Source organism: Streptococcus oralis subsp. oralis (assembly GCF_002096595.1).
Taxonomy (GTDB): domain Bacteria; phylum Bacillota; class Bacilli; order Lactobacillales; family Streptococcaceae; genus Streptococcus; species Streptococcus oralis_D.
Map to the genome: position 1 here is coordinate 444,702 of NZ_NCUR01000010.1, position 17,516 is coordinate 462,217.

The following is a 17,516-nucleotide window of genomic DNA, read 5'->3' on the forward strand; positions in this document are numbered from 1 at the left end:
TTCTCCTAGATTCTAATTGATTTTCACTGTAACATTTGCTTTTGATACAATCTGATGACCATGATAAATATCGTAATCAATAATAGCTGAGCGTCTTGTGTGATGAATAATGCGAGCCTGAATTCGCAGAGTATCATCAATCTGAACAGCCTGCAAGAAATAAATCAACATCTGTTCAATGATGAGATTACGTCCGCTATTGACAACGAGGTCTTGGGTCATATGGTTGAGGATTTCAGCCAAGACTCCATTAGCAAGGACCCCATTTTTCTCCAACATGAAAGGCTCAACAGTAATGACGACTTCATCATGATGATAAGAGAGTTTTTGCCCGATTTGCTCGGAGAAAGTTGGCAAAGCTGAAACCTGAGAACGGCTCATCTTTTCCATGACATCTCGTCGTGTTACGACACCGAGTAAAGTTTGGTTACTTCTGACAACGGGAACCATCTCAAAGTCTTCTGCAATCATTCGTTGACTGACATTGGCAATATTGGTCGCTAAACCTGTTACGAAGATACTTCGCGTCATCACCTTGTCAATCGTTGTGCTGGGGGATTTGTCTCCTGCGTCACGCATAGTAACAACCCCGACAACCACTTGATGTTGGTTAATGACTGGAAAACGACTACTTCTGTTCTTACGAACCAAGTCTAGATAGTCTTTGACTGTATCGGTTTCTCTTAAAAAACCATACTCATGACTGGGACGATAGAGCTTCTCAACTGTCAGAATATCGGTTTTGATTTGAACATTTGAGAGAGCTTTGTTAATCATGGTTGCGACTGTAAAAGTATCATGCTTACTTCTCAGAACTGGGATACCTTTTTTATTGGCTAGAGTCAATACATCATCTTGGACATGGAAACCTCCAGTCACAAGGACTGCATTTTCATTTTCTAGAGCTAAAAGTTGAATTCGAGTACGGTCACCCACAATCAAAAGGCCTCCATCATGGAGATAGGACAGGATATTTTGCTCTGTCATAGCCCCAATGGAGAATTTGCTAAACTCTCTCTCCAACCCTTCCTGACCAGCTAAAACTTCAGAGGAGGTAACTTCAGCAATTTCAGCATAGGTTAGCCGCTCAATAGCCACTTTCTGGGACTTGACCCGTATGGTTCCACTACGTGGCCGAGTTTCAACGATGCCACGATTTTCAGCTTCTTTGATCGCTCGGTAGGCTGTTCCGTCACTAACACCTAGGTGATTGGAAATACTGCGAACGCTAACTCTCTTCCCAATTGGTAACTCTTCCAGATAGGACAAAATTTCCTGGTGTTTACTCATTGAATTCTCCTTTTATGTATCGAAATTCAAGATAGTCCCTCATTTTTCGTGTATAGCGATCGCTTCCCTTAAACTGCCGGACAAGGCTAAAGCCCGATTTTAAGGCTACTTTTTGACTAGCTTGATTCTCCAAATGAGTGATGATGGATAATTGTTTTAAACCAAATTCTTCAAATGAAAGCTGACATAGCTTGGTAACCACTTCTGTCATATAACCTTGTGACCAAGAATTCTTTTTTAAGAAGTAACCAATTTCTGCTTCTTTTTTGATTTCATCGATTTTTTCAAATTTAATAGAGCCAATCATTTCTTGATTCCCTTGGAGACAAATTGCCCAAACACCCAGAGGATTCTTCATAAAATAGTTAGCAAGTGCGTACTGACTTTCTTCCAAACTTGCTTGGCTGGGAAAAATAAACTGCAAATTCTCAGGGTTTGAAGCAATCTCGAAAAACGCTTGACTGTCACTAAAAAAGAAAGGACGCAAATACAAGCGCTCCGTTTCAAAAAAAGAAAACATTGCTAATTTGGTCCAAATATTCATAATCACCTCAACGGCTTAGTCTTCAACGAGTGTAATATCTGCTCCAAGACTACGCAATTTTTCAATAATATCTGAGTAGCCACGAAGGATAAACTCAATATTCGTAATTTCAGTCTGACCTTGAGCCATCAAGCCAGCGATGACAAGTGCAGCACCAGCTCGCAAGTCTGTAGCTTTTACACTTGCCCCGTGTAACTTACGACCACCGTTGTAGATAATGTGATCGTTTGTAGTCGTAATATCCGCATCCATTTTTGCTAACTCAAAGACATGATTGACACGTTTCTCATAAATCGTATCAATAATGGTTCCACGACCTTGAGCAGTTAGTAAAAGTGGCGTGATAGGCTGTTGCAAATCGGTTGCGAACCCAGGATAGGGAGCTGTTTTGATATTAATGGCCTTCAAATCAGACTGTTCTTCAACGAAGATGCTGTCTTCTGAGACCGTCATACGAACGCCCATTTCCTCTAGTTTGGCGATAAAGCCTTCTAAGTGTTCATAGAGAACGTTGTTAATACGAATTCCTTTTCCTACCGCTGCAGCAAGTGAAATATAGGTTCCAGCTTCGATACGATCTGGAATTACTTGGTGACGAGTCCCATGAAGTTTCTCGACACCATCAATAATGATAATATCAGTCCCTGCACCACGAATATGGGCCCCCATGTTGTTCAAAAGGGTAGCAACATCGATAATTTCCGGTTCACGAGCAGCATTTTCAATGACAGTACGTCCCTTAGCTTTTACCGCAGCAATCATAGTGTTAATAGTTGCTCCAACGCTGACGGTATCCATGTAAATACTTGCGCCATGAAGCCCCTTACCTTGGGCAGATAAATTCATATTATCTCCCTCATAGCTGACCTTAGCACCCATAGCTTCAAAGGCTTTTAAGTGAAGGTCAATCGGACGAGGCCCCAGATCACATCCGCCAGGAAGGCCAACTGTAGCTTCACCAAAGCGACCTAAAAGACTTCCGTAGAAATAATAAGAAGCACGCAAGCTATTAATCTTGCCATAAGGCATAGGAATGTTTTGAACACCTCTTGGATCAATCTCCAAGACATCCTCATAACGCTTAACAGTCGCCCCCATAATTTCCATGATTTCGACAAGACTAGCAACGTCTGAAATATCTGGAACACAATCTAAAGTGACAATATCATCTGATAAGATAATAGCTGGAATAAGCGCTACAACACTATTTTTAGCACCACTAATGGTGATCTCACCTTGCAATGGACGTCCACCATTGATGACAATTTTTCTCATGTTTTACTCTTTCAAAATTTACTAAAAAGGTCTTTTCATTCTATTATACCATAATTTTCAGTTTTTTCCCATTCCTATTTACTAAATACCATTCCATTTTGATAAAAAAAGACCTATCAGTCAAGCTTTTCAGCCTGAAATGATAGGTTTTTGTGTTAGATTAACGTACTGTACGGATACGCATTGTGTTTGTACGAACAGCTTCGCCAAGTGGCACACCTGCAACGATAACAATATCATCACCAGATTCTACCAAACCTTGCTCAACTGCAATTCTTTCAGCGAGATCAAACATATCATCAGTGTTTGATGGGCGATCAGTTGTTACTGGGATAACTCCCCAGTTAAGCATCAAACCACGCTGAGTCAATTCATCGAAAGTGATTGCCAAGATATCAGCATCTGGACGGTATTTAGAAATCAAACGAGCAGTGTGACCTGTCTTAGTAAGAGTAACCACCAACTTGATATTCATAGAGTTTGTCGCATCCTTAACAGCTGAAGCCATAACCTCAGTCTTAGAATTACGTGACAAGTTAACAGACGACAAGCGACCGTATTCTTTTAAAAGAGTTTGAGCATTTTTGTCAATAGTTGCCATCGTAGTAACTGACTCAAGTGGATATTTACCATTTGCAGACTCACCTGAAAGCATTGTAGCGTCGGTTCCGTCGATAACAGCGTTAAACACGTCTGATACTTCTGAACGCGTTGCACGTGGTTTTTCAGTCATAGTTTCAAGCATGTTTGTTGCTGTGATAGCGACTTTACCAGCTGCATTTACTTTTGTGATAATCATTTTTTGGTAAACTGGAACCATTTCGAATGGTACTTCGATACCCATGTCACCACGAGCGATCATGATACCGTCAGCAGCTTCAATGATTTCATCCAAATTATCGATACCTTGTTGGTTTTCGATTTTCGCAAACAATTGAACGTGACCATTACCAGTTTCTTCACAGATTGCACGAACTTCGTTGACGTCTTTAGCAGTACGTACAAATGAAATCGCGATGAAGTTGATACCTTGTTCCAAACCGAAACGGATATCATCGTTATCACGCTCAGCAAGTGCTGGGAAAGGAATTTTAGTGTTAGGGATGTTAACACCTTTTTGTTTAGCGATAATTCCGTCGTTTTCAACTTCAACTTCAAATTCACGAGTTGCATCGTCTTTAGCAACAACACGAAGACCAAGTTTACCATCGTCAACCAATACTTGGCGACCAACTTCAACATCATCGTAGATGTCAAGGGCACCAGCAACGTTCAAAGCAATCACTTCACGAGTTGATTTGATTCCTTGTTTAGTTGCAACACGGATTTTTTCACCAGTTTTGTAAGAGTACTCTTTTGCGTCACCTTCAAACAATTCTGTACGGATTTCTGGTCCTTTTGTATCAAGAAGGAAACCAACTTTCTTACCAGCAAGTTTTTCAGCAAGTTTAACAGTTGCCATACGCTCACCTTGTTCTTGGTGGTCACCGTGTGAGAAGTTGAAACGGAAAGTATTTGCTCCTGCCTCAATCAATTTAGCAATATTTTGAGCTGAAGCTTCAACGTCAAGTTTTTCACCCCAGTATCCGTCTTCACCGAATTTTTTACCACCACGGATTTCAACCGCAGGACCTAAAGTTGCAACGATTTTTACACGTTTGTTCATGATTTTTTGTGACTCCTTTATATAATTCGACCTTTTAAGGTCATGTTACCAAATTAATGAAAGTTGATTAGGACAAGCTCTTGTTCAAAGCAGAAAGTTCAAGATCAGCTTTATGTGGGTTGTTAACAACGATCTTACCATCAGCTGTTAGGCTAAACAAAGCTCCTTCTTCTGCTGTTCCAAGAATTGGGTTTTCAACCATTTTCTCGTTACGGATACCAACAGCGACACCACCGATTCCTTGTTTAAGGAGTTTAACAGCGTGTGCACCCATGCGTGATGCTAATACACGGTCACGAGCGGTTGGTGATCCACCACGTTGGATGTGTCCAAGTTCAGTTACACGAAGGTCACTAGTATCTCCAGCTTCCTTGAGTTTTTTACCAAACTCATCGGCAGACATAACTCCCTCAGCCAAAACAATGATGTTGTGTTTCTTACCACATTCATAACCAGCTTTGATGCTTGCAACGATATCTTCCATCTTGAAGTCTTCTTCAGGGATGATGATTTCGTCAGCACCAGTTGCGATACCTGCCCAAAGAGCGATATCACCAGCGTTACGTCCCATTACCTCAACAACGAAAGTACGACGGTGACTTGATGATGTATCACGAATCTTATCAATCGCATCCATTGCAGTAGTAACTGCAGTATCAAATCCGATTGTGAAGTCCGTACCAACGATATCGTTATCAATAGTTCCTGGAAGTCCGATAGCTGGGAACCCATGTTCCGTCAAGCGCATAGCTCCGTGATAAGAACCGTCTCCACCGATAACTACGACTCCTTCGATACCGTGTTTTTTCAATTGCTCAATCCCTTTAAGTTGGCCTTCAAGTTGTGCAAACTCAGGGTAACGAGCAGAGTGAAGGAAAGTACCACCACGTGAAATGATGTCTCCTACTGAAGCAGCATCAAGTGGATAGATTTCACCGGCAACCATACCTGCGTATCCATCATAGATACCAAATACTTCCATTCCTTCTGAGATTGCTTGACGAACTACCGCACGGATGGCAGCATTCATACCAGGGGCGTCTCCACCACTGGTCAAAACAGCAATACGTTTCATTTGGTTATGCTCCTTTTTCTTTTAACATTCTTACTGATTATACCACATTTAATTGGAAAATTCTTCTATTTTCCGTATTTTTAGCGATAAATCGTTTTCATAACAATTCCATCTAATTTTTCCTGTAAAACTGGGTCTTTTTTTACAAAATGTTGGGAGGAAACAATTGTCTTTTCTTCCTCAACATACCTGATAATGACAGGGATTGGGCCTTTGTATTGTTCTAGAATATTTGAAATCTCTTTATCATTTTCATGATTTTTAACTTGAATCCAGAATCGTTCAGCGACTGCTTCTTTCAAATCTTGTGCAATCATTTGCAGACGTCCATCTCGGGATTGAATTTTGCCATTGATGTAGTAGAATTTCCCTTCAGATAAAATGGAAGCGAATTTTCGATACTGATCTGAAAATATAGTCACATCCAGTTTAGACTTACTGTCGTGAACCTGTAGAAAGGCCATACTCTCGCCTTTCTTAGTTCGAATGACTTTTATTTTTTGCACTTCAACTAGAAGAGTTGCCTGACACCCCTCAGTGAGAGTAGCAATGGGTGTCGTTGGATAAAGGGCTTGTTTGGCAAGTGTTTGTAAAGGATGAGCACTGATGCCAACCCCGATTAGTTCCTGCTCCTTGTAAAATTTCTCTGCCTCAGTAAAATCATTAGCTTCAGTCCAACTATAATTTGTATCCGCAAAGAGTCCACCTAACTCCTCAACAAAAACAAATAAGTTCGGTAGGTTGACTAAGATTTTCTGGCGATTCTTGTCAAATTCATCAAAAAGTCCCAGTTCAACCAAAGGCGTCAAAAGCGACAGTTTCTTGTGATTCTTGGGAAGACGTGTGACAAAATCTTCAATACTTGAGAAGGGACGATTTTCAATAATCCAGTAAGACAAATCTCTTGGCATGCCCTTAATGGCTTTCAAACCAAGATAGATTGTCTTCTGGGTGATTTTATCATGATAGGGAATGCTGTTGATGGCTAAAGGCGCTACATCAAATCCCATCTGCAGAGCATCTACAATATAATCACTGCTTGAATAATTCAACATGACTTGAAAGAAAATAGCAGGATAATGAGTTTTAAAATAAGCAAGTTGGAATGCCAGTGCTGAGTAGGCATAGGCGTGGGATCTATTAAACCCATAGCCTGCAAACTTTTCCATCACGGCAAATACTTGATTGGCTTTTTCTTCCGAATGACCGAGTTTGACTGCACCAGTGATAAAATCTTCCTTCATCAAATGCATCTCTTTAGCATTTTTCTTACCCATGGCACGTCTGAGAATATCGGCTTTACCAAGGCTGAAGCCTCCAAAGCGCTGAGCTACCTGCATGACCTGCTCTTGGTAGAGCATGATACCGTAGGTTGATGAAAGGATGTCTTCTAAGGCAGGGTCTAGTACTGTCACCTTTTCTTTACCATGCTTACGAGCGACAAAGTTATCAATGTAATCGCTAGCCCCTGGTCTATTGAGGGATGTCGTTGCTACTACCTCTTCAAAGACTTGCGGCTGAACTCGTTTTAAGAGTCGAATGGCGCCAGGTTGTTCAAATTGGAAAATCCCTTTCGTATTTCCAGCTGCAAAGAGGGCCAAGGTTTCTTTATCTTCTAGATCAATCTCTTCGATTTTTAGATGAACTCCCTCTGGCTCCGCAAGCAATTCCTGCATTTTTTGGACAGAAGTCAAGTTACGCAGACCTAGGAAATCCATTTTTAGAAGCCCATTGGCTTCAACTGCATGAGCATCATACTGGGTGATCAGCATATCCTCGCCGTATTTGAGCGGGATATAGTCTGTCAGATCTTGGTCACTCATAACGACCCCAGCTGCATGAACAGAGGTCTGACGAGGATACCCTTCAATCTTTCGAGCAATCTCAAAAGCTTTTTGGTATTCAATCTTACTATTGATAATCTGTCTAAATTGCAAATTCTTTTCATAGGCCGTCGTTAGTGTATCCCGAAAACTGATTTTTTTCGTAATCTTGATTAATTCGTACTCTGGAACGCCATAGCGTTTGAAAACATCACGAATTGCCTGTTTTGCTCCAAAGGTCGAATAAGTGACAATCTGCGCCACGTGTTGACTGCCATAGCGATCACGAACATAGCGAATGAACTCTGGTCTATAAAGGTCTGGAATGTCGATATCGATATCGGGCATGGTGTAACGCTCACGATTTAAAAAGCGCTCGAAAATCAGGTTCTTCTCAACCGGATCAATCCCTGTGATGTCAAGTGAGTAGGCGACCAAACTACCCACTGCAGACCCACGCCCCATTCCCATATAGTAACCTTGGGATCGTCCAAAACGCAACAAATCCCAAACAACTAGGAAATAGTCATCAAAGCCCATATCATGAATAACAGCCAACTCTTCATTCAGTCGATTTTGATAGAGAACTGAGGTTAACCCCTTGGCTATCAAGCCTTGTTCAGCCCTCTCTCTAAGTTCTTCTACTGCAAGCCTTTCAGGGTTAAAGCGAGGGAGTTTTAAACTTGGATCAAGATGGTAGCTAACATTCTCTATCAAATCTTGAAGATTGGCAAGTGCCTGAGGAAAGCGATTTTTAAACCGTGCTTCCAAGTCTGAGGCAGGTAAAAAAATCCCTTGTTGTGAATGCAAATCTACTTCTCTTAGGCTGACATTGTCCTTGACTGCTGACAAGATTTGTAAAACCTGTAGGTCTTCTTTGTCAAAAGAGTTAACTTGGTAGAGTGGAAGAATGGGTCTGGTAAAGACTTCTTGAGGAGCATCTGGACTGACACCGATAAAATAATCATGCCCCAAATCCAGCTGTTCGACCCCATTAAAATAGGGAACAATAATGGCTACATCTTCAAGGTGGGGGGTGAAGTCAGACCAATTTTTCCGTCCAGTCATTTTTAAAGTGGATAACTTCATCAACTCTTGATACCCTTTAGTGGATAGAGCTAGAAAACGGAAAGAAATATTCTCCTCATCTTTGATCAAGGACATTTCAAGACCAATTAAAGGTTGGATTCCATATTTTCGAGTCACTTCTAAAAAATGATAAGCCCCATAGAGATTATCCACATCCATGATTGCAAGGTGAGAATAGCCATACACTTTAGCTGTTTGTACATATTTTTCAATCGAAACCACACTTTCCATAAAACTATAAACAGTCTTGGTGTCGAGCTGTGCAATCATTTCTTCTCCTCCTTACTTTCGTTTCACTACTATTATACCATTTTAAGTTGGATATTGAAGTAACTCTGTACTTTCTTTTCAATATCATCAGTTACAAACTTCTTCTCTTCTTACTGTTAAATTCTTCATTTCTCAGAGGAAAGAAATAAAAAATTAATATTATATGATAGTTTTAAATGTAAATTTAGATATATTTATACCAAACGAAGTATAATAAAGATAGGAGTTATATGCAGTTTTACATATAAAAATCTCTAGAAAAAGGCTTACTTCTATGGTATTTATTCAGCATTTTATAATAACTTACTAAATTGATATGCTGGTTTAAGAAATTTATTTCATTTAAGTTTATTTATTCCATTTTTCCCTCTTTTTTGATATAATAAATTCAGTTTGTTTTCAAAGGAGAGAAACATGCGTTTTAATCAATTCATCTATCAACCAACCACTAGTCCTCAACGATTTGAGGAATTAGAAAATCTTGGTCTAAAGCTGTCACCCCAACTGTCCTTAAAAAGACAGTTGGAAGACTTCATTCGTTGGAGTTTTTTCACTTATTATAACACGGATTATGCCTTGTCCACATTGGCCGCGGATAAAGAAACAGATTTAGTAACCTTTTTCCAGTCAGACCGTGAGTTAACTGCGGAGATTTTCTACACAGTAGCTTTTCAACTTTTGGGATTTAGCTATCTTATTGACTTTGAGGATGCCGAACAGTTCCGTAAAAAAACTGGTTTTCCTATTGTTTATGGAGATCTCATTGAAAATCTTTATCAGTTACTCAATACGCGAACGAAAAAAGGAAATACGCTCATCGATCAGCTTGTTAGTGATGGACTCATTTCAGAAGATAATCACTACCACTACTTTAACGGTAAGAGCTTGGCAACCTTCTCTACTCATGATGTCATTCGTGAAGTCGTCTATGTCGAGAGCCGTGTGGATACTGATAAAGACGGACTCCCTGATTTAGTCAAAGTCAGCGTTATTCGCCCGCGTTACGATGGTCAAGTACCTGCTCTTATGACTGCCAGCCCTTATCACCAAGGGACCAACGACAAAGCCAGTGACAAGGCTCTCTACAAAATGGAAGGGGAGCTTGAGGTCAAACCGCCCCACACCATTGAACTTGAGGAACCTAAGCTGAATTTAGTCGAACCTCATGGTCAAGCAGAAGTCGTCTCAAAAGCTGAAGAAAAGCTATCTCACATAAATAGCTCATACACTCTAAATGACTACTTCCTCCCACGTGGATTTGCCAATCTATATGTTTCGGGTGTTGGAACCAAGGATTCTCAAGGTCTCATGACCAATGGGGATTACCAGCAGATTGAGGCCTATAAAAATGTTATTGACTGGCTTAATGGCCGTTGCCGTGCTTTCACGGACCACACGCGCAAACGCCAAGTCAAAGCTGACTGGTCAAACGGCAAAGTCGCAACAACAGGAATTTCCTATCTCGGAACCATGTCTAATGGTCTCGCCACCACTGGTGTTGATGGCTTGGAAGTGATCATCGCAGAAGCAGGTATTTCCTCTTGGTACAACTACTATCGGGAAAATGGTCTAGTGACCAGCCCAGGGGGCTATCCAGGTGAGGATTTTGACTCACTTGCTGAATTGACCTACTCCCGCAACCTCCAAGCTGGTGACTATATTCGTGGCAATGAAGCTCATCAAGTAGACTTAGAAAAGGTTAAAGAGAAACTCGATCGCAAGACAGGTGACTACAATCAGTTTTGGCATGACCGCAACTATCTGCTCAATGCTCACAAGGTTCGAGCTGAGGTCGTCTTTACGCATGGTTCCCAGGATTGGAACGTCAAACCTCTTCATGTTTACCAAATGTTTCATGCCCTTCCTAGCCATATCAATAAGCACCTCTTTTTCCATCATGGTGCCCATGTCTATATGAACAACTGGCAGTCGATTGACTTCCGAGAGTCCATGAATGCCTTGTTAAGTAAGAAATTGTTAGGACTTGACTCAGGCTATCAACTTCCAACTGTTATCTGGCAGGACAATACCGAACCGCAAACATGGCAGAGTCTTGATGACTTTGGCAAGCAAGATGAACTGCATACCTTCTCTCTTGGTAATGAGGAAAAAGTGATTCAAAACCAGTATGATCAAAAAGATTTTGAGCGTTATGGCAAGACTTACCAGACCTTTAACACTGAACTTTACCAAGGAAAAGCTAATCAGATTACCATTGACCTTCCAGTAAGTCAAGACATTCACTTAAATGGGCGAGTGGAGCTGAAACTTCGTGTCAAATCGAGTACAAACAAGGGCTTATTATCAGCCCAACTGTTAGAACTTGGACAAAAGAAATATCTACAACCTTATCCAGCTGTTTTAAGTGCTAGAACCATTGACAACGGTCGCTACCACATGCTTGAAAATCTCTGCGAACTGCCATTTAATCCAAGTGCCCAACGTGTCATTACCAAAGGTTACCTTAATCTTCAAAATCGAACCAATCTCTTGACGATTGAAGAAATCCAACCAAATGAATGGATGGACTTCAAGCTAGAGCTTCAACCAACTATCTACAAACTTAAAGAAGGAGATACTCTCCGTTTGGTTCTCTACACAACAGACTTTGAGATTACAATTCGAGATAATACAGACTATCAGTTGACTGTTGATTTAGCACAGTCTAGTCTTATCCTACCTTGTCAAAAGGTATAATGTACCAGACTTTCAATGTGGAAGTATTCAAAGGAAAAGTCAATCAAATTGACCATTGAACTTCTTATAACCAAGGTTTTCCACTTGAACAGTCGAATCAAACATAAACTTCGTATCAAAACCAGTTCAAATAAGAGTTATTTAGAAACCTCTAGATGGAACTTGGGCAGAAGATACTCCCCCTCTAACCAACATGTGTAACCATTTATCATATACGCTACCAGACCGCATGTTGAAAATCTCTGTGAATTAACATTTAGAGTGAATTCACAACAAGCCGTGACAAAAAGCTACCTAAATTGAATGATTCACTGTCTTTAAAGAACATCAATGTAGATGAACGGATTGCTACCCAGTTTATCTGCACGCAACTAGTGACAAGTTAAAAGAAGGAGAATCTCTCCATCTAGTTCTTTATCCTACTGACTTTGACATCATCATACGTGACAATACCGCCTACCACTCGACTGACATTTTCGTTCAGTCCACGCTACTGTACCTTGTAAAAGGAGTACTTACTTTATGAACAAATCAGAACACAGACACCAACTTATCCGCGCCCTCGTTTCAAAAAACAAAATCCATACTCAAGCTGAATTACAAGCCTTGTTAGCGGATAATGATATCCAAGTTACTCAGGCTACCTTATCACGCGATATCAAAACCATGAACCTTTCAAAAGTGCGCGAAGAAGATCATTCTTACTATGTGCTAAATACAGGGTCTATCTCCAAATGGGAAAAACGTCTTGAAAATTATATGGAAGATGCTCTTGTTATGTTGCGTCCTGTGCAACACCAAGTTATTTTGAAAACTTTACCCGGTTTAGCCCAATCGTTTGGATCTGTAATTGATTCCTTGGCCTTTCCAGATATCGTTGCAACCCTTTGTGGAGACGATGTCTGCATGATTATCTGTGAAGATGCTACAAAAGCGCAAGCTTGTTTTGAAAGTCTTAAAAAATATGCGCCACCATTTTTCTTTAGTGAATAAAACAAATCCCGTGATTAAAAGATCACGGGAATTTTTTATTTCTTTGACTGTGTTTCTTCTTTCTTTGTACGCGCCAATCTAAGAGCACGTTTTGGATTGAGACGATTAAACAATTCTTCTAGTTTCTTTTCATTCCACACATCTGCTGCAGAAACAAAATTTCCATCTGCATCTCGGAATGATATCGGTTTATCTCCCATATCAATCTCCTAGTCTACAAATTCAAATTCAAATTTACCAATGCGGACCAAGTCGCCATCTTTGGCACCACGTGCACGAAGGGCTTCGTCAACCCCCATACCACGAAGCTGACGGGCAAACTTCATGACTGATTCGTCACGGTCAAAGTTGGTCATGTTAAAGAGTTTCATAAGTTTCTCACCAGAAAGTACCCATGTCGCATCATCATCACGACTAATCTCAAAGGCTTTTTCTTCCTCATCAAAGCCATAGTAAGCTTCTTCTTCCATATCAGACTCGTCGTAGAGCAAGAACTCAGGAGTTTTATCCAACAATTCAGCTGTCGCATCCAAAAGAGTCGCCAACCCTTGCTTGGTCAGACCAGAAATAGGGAAGATGGCTGGAAGTTCCTCGAACTCGTCGTAGTTTGCTGCCAATTTTTCCTTAAAAGTTTTCAGATTTTCCTGACTTTCAGGCATATCCATCTTGTTAGCCACGATGATCTGCGGACGCTCCATGAGACGAAGGTTATAGGATTCCAATTCCTTATTGATAGCAAGGTAGTCCTCATAAGGATCACGTCCTTCGCTAGCCGACATATCGATGATATGAAGGATAACTCGAGTGCGTTCGATATGACGGAGAAACTGAGTTCCAAGACCAACACCTTGACTGGCACCTTCAATCAAACCTGGAAGATCTGCTACTGCAAAAGATTCACCTGACTGAGTACGAACCATACCCAAATTAGGCACAATCGTCGTAAAGTGGTAAGCACCGATTTTAGGTTTAGCTGAAGTGATGACACTAAGCAAAGTTGACTTTCCGACAGATGGAAAACCTACTAAGCCGACATCCGCCAAGATTTTTAATTCCAGTTGCAACTCACGTTCCTGACCCGGCTCTCCATTCTCAGAGATTTCAGGTGCAGGATTTTTTGGTGTTGCAAAGCGGATATTTCCACGACCGCCTCGACCGCCATGTGCCACGATAAATTCTTGACCGTGCTCAATCAAGTCTGTAATGACTTTTCCTGTCTCAGCATCACGTACAGTCGTTCCTTGTGGTACGCGAACACGAAGGTCTTCTGCACCACGCCCATGCATTCCTTTTGTCATCCCTTTTTCACCGGATTCGGCCTTGAAATGACGGTTATAACGGAAATCCATCAAGGTACACAAACCTTCGTCTACCACGAAAACAACGTTACCTCCACGTCCACCATCACCACCCCAAGGACCACCATTCGGGACATATTTTTCACGGCGAAAGGCAACCATGCCATCACCACCATTACCAGCTTTGACTTTTATCTTGGCTGTATCTAAAAACATACTCATATTTTTTCTCACTTTGAAAAGGCTGGGAAATCCCAGTCATTAGTTATTGTTTCTATCCAAACAACTTGCTTAGAATCTGCTAAAAGCTCCAAGCGCCGTTGCAAAGATACCAGCAAGGGTTACAAACAACATGATAAGCACAACAACAAGTGTGACCTTTTCAAACATTGTTTTTTTACGGTTACCGTTATCTCCAAAAGCCATAGTTTCTCCTTTTCACTCTATAATTTTAATTTAATATTCTGTAGAAACAGGTGCAATTGCCCACAAAATCAAGTAAGCAAGAACCCCTGCTCCATAACAAAAGGCTAGAACTCCCCAAATCACTCGGACAATAGTGGGGTCAATATCAAAATAGTGGGCAACACCGGCACAAACGCCTCCAATTTTTTGATCTTTGCCGCTTCTCATAAATTTTTTCGCCATCTTTTATTCCTCCTTTTTTACTTTTTGTTAATCTTTCCAGTAGTCTCGCATACTGGACAACTGTTTTTTAGACGCCTTCAGAATGCGTTTAGATTCTTTTACCGGGACGCTGACTGCTTGTTGAGGGAGATATAAAATAGTTTTTAGAAAACGTTGACTCATAGGTTCTCCATCGAGCAATTCTTGTTCAAAATTATTAGAAATAATGGCATCAAGGTAAAACTCATGAACTCGTTTTCCAAAATTCTCAGCCGAAATCTCATATAACTTGTCAGCCAACTTTTGCTCATCCATCTCTGGAGTGGCAATCAAAGCCTCCAAGATGGCACCTGCAAGGTCCTGTTCTCCATAGTAGAGGGTTCCAAACATCCTGTCATTGATCAGATTATCCAGATAAGGATTGCCATGAGCGATGACAGGCGTTCCACTAGCTAGACTCTCTAGATAAGTCAACCCTTGGGTTTCACTAGTGGATGCAGAGATAAAGAAATCTGCTGCCTTATAGTACAAGGCTGTTTCACTTGGGGCGATCATACCAGTAAAAATCACCTGATTTTGAATTTGTAACTGAACGGCTTGTTCTTTCAGACTGTCCAAATAAGGACCGTCACCAGCAACAACTAGTTTCACCTTGTCTTCTTCTTTCAAAACCTGCGCAAAGGCGACTAGAACCGCTTGGATATTCTTCTCAAAAGAGATACGAGAAAGACTCAGTAACATTTTCTCGTCTTCTTTAATCCCAAATTTAGATCGGAGGGCAGCTAAATTCTCTTCCTTAATCTCAGGTCGTTCAAATTTAGCTAACTCAATACCAGTTGGAATAACCCGCTTTTCAACCTTGACTTTGTACTTAGATAGTAGGTCCCGAACAATCTCACTAGGACAAATCACTCCATCAACATCGTGAAGAAAGCCCCGTACCAGATATTTTACCATACTAGGCCGAATCAGCATACCCTTAGCAATATAATGCACATAATCTTCGTACTGGGTATGGTAGGTATGAATAACAGGAATTTTCAATTCTCTTGCAATCCAAATCCCTAACAAACCTAGTGAAAATTCTGTCTGGGTATGAATGATATCGAGTTGATACTGCTTGGCAATTTCAAGTGCCTTTGTAAATCCACGATAAGCAAAACGCCGATCCTTAAATGCAAAGAAGGGAACACTCGGAATTCGGATAATTTGCCAATCCTCGTAGCGGTTCACATCTTTATCTGTTGTTGTAAAGATAAAAACTGCATGTCCTTGCTTTTCAAGCTCTGTCTTCAAGGTTCGAATACTGGTCGCAACCCCAGAAACCTGAGGAAAATAGGTGTCAGTAAATAAACCAATTCGCATAAACTACCTCACTTTTTGCCCAAAGCAGCCTGTTCTCGATAGAACTTCAACCAGATTTCCAGTAAATGCTCCTCGGAATACTCTTTAGAAATCTCTCTAGCTTTTTCTTTCAAGTCTTTCAACTTTTCAGGATGATTTTTGTATTCGAGAATAGCTTCTCTCATCTCTGAAACATCACTTGTAGCACGATAATTCCCTTCGAGAATGACCTTGTATAGATCTAAATCCCTTAGCATAATCGGTGCTTCACAACTAGCTGCCTCTAAGATGGTCATTGGGAATAGTTCATTGTAACTTGGTAGCAAGAAGAGATCCGCTAAAGCATAGAGTTCTCGCATTCGCTCTGGAGGAACAATACCTGGAAAAATTAGATTTTTAGGTGGATTATCCATGATTTTTTTATAGCGTTCATAACCATCTGTCATCCCGCCAAATGAAAAACCACCAGCCCAGATAAAAGTAATTTCTGGCAATTCCTCAGCAAGACGTATAAAGTCATCAATTCCTTTACGTTTCTGAACCTGACCTGCACCGACAACAACAAACTGATTCTCAGCTAAATCCATTTCCTGACGAAGTTTTGCTACTTGGTCAGCTGGTAGTGGATGCCATTTTTCCTTATTTACAAAGTTTGGAATATAAGTTACTTTTTCACGTGGAATACCAGCTGCTACTAAATCCTCGATAAACATGGGATTAACCACCACCAAGTGTTCCATTCGGTTGTAAAAAGAAAAAACATAGCGTTTGATAATTCCCTTTAGGAAAAATGGAATCTTCAAACTCCCCTCAAGCGTATCAGGCAAAAAGTGTACATAGCCAATTTTTCTCCCAGAGCGTTTCTTTTGGAAAGTGGATAAATAATAAGGGAAATCAATGGTATGAAAGTGAGTTACATCTGCCTCAACAGGAAGGTTCTCCGTAACAATTAACTGATCTTGGGCATCGCGATGTAGGAGACGTACCAACTCACGGTAGGCTCCTGATACTCCTTGACCAGCCACTTTCTCACTTGAACTTAGCATATTAATACGCAATTTTTCGTTTTCCATACCTTTCATTATACCATTTTATTTCTAGAAAATCAGCAAAAGAAAGAGAGACCAGAGGAAAAAGGAGGAATTTACCCTATTTTCCAATCGTCTCTCATATTTTTCTACTGTTTATTTAATTCCTAGGGCGATACGTGCATAGCGACTCATTTTTTCAACCGTCCAAGCTGGATACCAAACCAATTTAACTTCGGTATTGGTTACCTCAGGCACATCTGTCATCGCATCGTGTATTTGGTCTGTCAAAAGGTCAGCCAGTGGGCAGCCCATAGTTGTCAAGGTCATATCAATTTCAGTGTGACCTGTTTCACCATCAAAACGAATTTCATAAATTAAACCTAGGTTGACAATATCAATCCCCAACTCAGGGTCAATGACTTCTTCTAAGGCGTTTAAAATACGTGTTTTGATCGTTTCAATTTGCTCTTCTGTATAAGCCATGTTCATCCTCA

Annotated in this window: 15 protein-coding genes; 2 read left to right on the top strand and 13 right to left on the bottom strand. The window is 40.7% G+C overall.

Going from position 1 to position 17,516, the window contains the following annotated elements; all coding sequences use genetic code 11:
- Positions 1–12: 12 nt before the first annotated feature.
- From spxR to B7714_RS06590, 6 genes are all read right to left on the bottom strand, one after another.
- The gene (gene spxR, locus B7714_RS06565) at positions 13–1,290 is read right to left on the bottom strand and encodes a CBS-HotDog domain-containing transcription factor SpxR (protein ID WP_000033812.1); all 1,278 of its coding nucleotides are present in this window, start codon (positions 1,288–1,290) and stop codon (positions 13–15) included.
- Positions 1,283–1,834, bottom strand: a complete 552-nt coding sequence (locus tag B7714_RS06570) for a GNAT family N-acetyltransferase (protein WP_084860017.1) — start codon at positions 1,832–1,834, stop codon at positions 1,283–1,285. The genes spxR and B7714_RS06570 overlap by 8 nt, the downstream gene beginning before the upstream one ends.
- Before the next feature lie 15 nt (positions 1,835–1,849).
- The gene (locus B7714_RS06575) at positions 1,850–3,109 is read right to left on the bottom strand and encodes a UDP-N-acetylglucosamine 1-carboxyvinyltransferase (protein ID WP_001227109.1); all 1,260 of its coding nucleotides are present in this window, start codon (positions 3,107–3,109) and stop codon (positions 1,850–1,852) included.
- Positions 3,110–3,269: 160 nt separating this feature from the next.
- Entirely contained in the window at positions 3,270–4,775 is a 1,506-nt protein-coding gene (gene pyk / locus B7714_RS06580) for a pyruvate kinase (RefSeq protein WP_084860018.1), read from the bottom strand.
- A gap of 67 nt (positions 4,776–4,842) precedes the next feature.
- Positions 4,843–5,850, bottom strand: a complete 1,008-nt coding sequence (gene pfkA, locus B7714_RS06585) for a 6-phosphofructokinase (protein WP_084860019.1) — start codon at positions 5,848–5,850, stop codon at positions 4,843–4,845.
- 80 nt (positions 5,851–5,930) lie between these two features.
- Positions 5,931–9,032: a DNA polymerase III subunit alpha gene (locus tag B7714_RS06590; protein WP_084860020.1), complete on the bottom strand. Its 3,102-nt coding sequence runs from the start codon at positions 9,030–9,032 to the stop codon at positions 5,931–5,933.
- A gap of 414 nt (positions 9,033–9,446) precedes the next feature.
- On the opposite strand from B7714_RS06590, the gene B7714_RS06595 reads away from it, so the two are divergent.
- Both B7714_RS06595 and B7714_RS06600 read left to right on the top strand, forming a co-directional pair.
- A complete protein-coding gene (locus B7714_RS06595) occupies positions 9,447–11,729 on the top strand; it encodes a Xaa-Pro dipeptidyl-peptidase (RefSeq protein ID WP_084860021.1) in 2,283 nt (760 codons plus the stop codon).
- Between the two features lie 522 nt (positions 11,730–12,251).
- Positions 12,252–12,722, top strand: a complete 471-nt coding sequence (locus tag B7714_RS06600) for an arginine repressor (protein WP_084860022.1) — start codon at positions 12,252–12,254, stop codon at positions 12,720–12,722.
- A 35-nt stretch (positions 12,723–12,757) separates the two neighbouring features.
- Here B7714_RS06600 and B7714_RS09910 read toward each other — a convergent pair whose 3' ends face one another.
- The 7 genes from B7714_RS09910 to B7714_RS06635 all read right to left on the bottom strand — a co-directional run bounded on the left by B7714_RS09910 (position 12,758) and on the right by B7714_RS06635 (position 17,505).
- The gene (locus B7714_RS09910) at positions 12,758–12,922 is read right to left on the bottom strand and encodes a hypothetical protein (RefSeq protein WP_000502578.1); all 165 of its coding nucleotides are present in this window, start codon (positions 12,920–12,922) and stop codon (positions 12,758–12,760) included.
- Positions 12,923–12,931: 9 nt separating this feature from the next.
- Positions 12,932–14,242 carry a GTPase ObgE gene (gene obgE / locus B7714_RS06610; protein WP_084860023.1) on the bottom strand — a complete coding sequence of 437 codons (1,311 nt, stop codon included), beginning with the start codon at positions 14,240–14,242 and terminating at the stop codon, positions 12,932–12,934.
- A gap of 69 nt (positions 14,243–14,311) precedes the next feature.
- Complete coding sequence (locus tag B7714_RS06615) at positions 14,312–14,446, bottom strand: DUF4044 domain-containing protein (RefSeq protein ID WP_000863864.1); 135 nt, start codon at positions 14,444–14,446, stop codon at positions 14,312–14,314.
- 30 nt (positions 14,447–14,476) lie between these two features.
- Positions 14,477–14,668 (bottom strand): PspC domain-containing protein, encoded by a 192-nt coding sequence (locus B7714_RS06620; RefSeq protein WP_162284807.1) that lies wholly within the window; start codon positions 14,666–14,668, stop codon positions 14,477–14,479.
- 27 nt (positions 14,669–14,695) lie between these two features.
- Positions 14,696–16,012: a glycosyltransferase family 4 protein gene (locus B7714_RS06625; protein ID WP_084860024.1), complete on the bottom strand. Its 1,317-nt coding sequence runs from the start codon at positions 16,010–16,012 to the stop codon at positions 14,696–14,698.
- 8 nt (positions 16,013–16,020) lie between these two features.
- A complete protein-coding gene (locus B7714_RS06630) occupies positions 16,021–17,064 on the bottom strand; it encodes a glycosyltransferase family 4 protein (RefSeq protein WP_193432110.1) in 1,044 nt (347 codons plus the stop codon).
- Between the two features lie 111 nt (positions 17,065–17,175).
- Positions 17,176–17,505 carry a metal-sulfur cluster assembly factor gene (locus tag B7714_RS06635; RefSeq protein WP_000331930.1) on the bottom strand — a complete coding sequence of 110 codons (330 nt, stop codon included), beginning with the start codon at positions 17,503–17,505 and terminating at the stop codon, positions 17,176–17,178.
- Positions 17,506–17,516: the final 11 nt, after the last annotated feature.